Origin of the sequence: Streptomyces sp. NRRL B-3229 (genome assembly GCF_000719505.1) — a bacterium.
Taxonomy (GTDB): domain Bacteria; phylum Actinomycetota; class Actinomycetes; order Streptomycetales; family Streptomycetaceae; genus Streptomyces; species Streptomyces griseorubiginosus.
Genome location: NZ_JOGP01000101.1, coordinates 1 through 531, shown reverse-complemented (window position 1 = coordinate 531; position 531 = coordinate 1). Strand labels below are relative to the sequence as shown.

Sequence of the window (531 nt, the reverse complement as noted above, 5' to 3'; positions counted from 1 at the left end):
GCTGGAACGCCACCCCGAGGGCCGCCGCGTGCGGCGCCGCCTCCTCGCGCGGCACGACCGTGCCGAGCACCGGCAGCATCTGGAGGCCGATCACCTCCGCCGAGCCGTAGGTGTAGGTGCGCAGGTCCGCGTAGGTCGCGTAGTCGGTGACGTCGAGGTCGGCGCGCATCGCCGCCATGAAGTCGGTGAAGTGGCGGTGGTCGATGTCGTAGCGCCGCGCGGTGTCGGCCAGCGCGCGGACCACCGGCTCGGTGCTGTCGCCCGCGCGCAGTCCCGCCTCCAGCTCGTGCTGAAGACGGGTCAGCTGGAGTGACCGTTCCTCGGCGCCGGTCGCGGTGTCGAGGCTGTCGACGATGTCGTCGGCCCAGCGCGCGAAGCCGTACAGGGCGTGCACGGCGGGCCGCCGGGCCACCGGCAGCAGCCGGGTGGCGAGGAAGTACGTCTTGCCGTGCCGGGCGTTGAGCCGTCGGCAGTGGCTGTACGCGTGCCGGAGTTCCGGGTCGGTGACGCCGGCCGCGTCGAGCTCACGGT

The 531-nt window shown here is 73.4% G+C and carries 1 protein-coding gene; it reads right to left on the bottom strand.

Annotated elements, in window-relative coordinates; all coding sequences use genetic code 11:
• The coding region (locus tag IF54_RS0138905) for a phytoene/squalene synthase family protein (protein ID WP_030327478.1) at window positions 1-531 on the bottom strand (531 nt) is incomplete at both ends.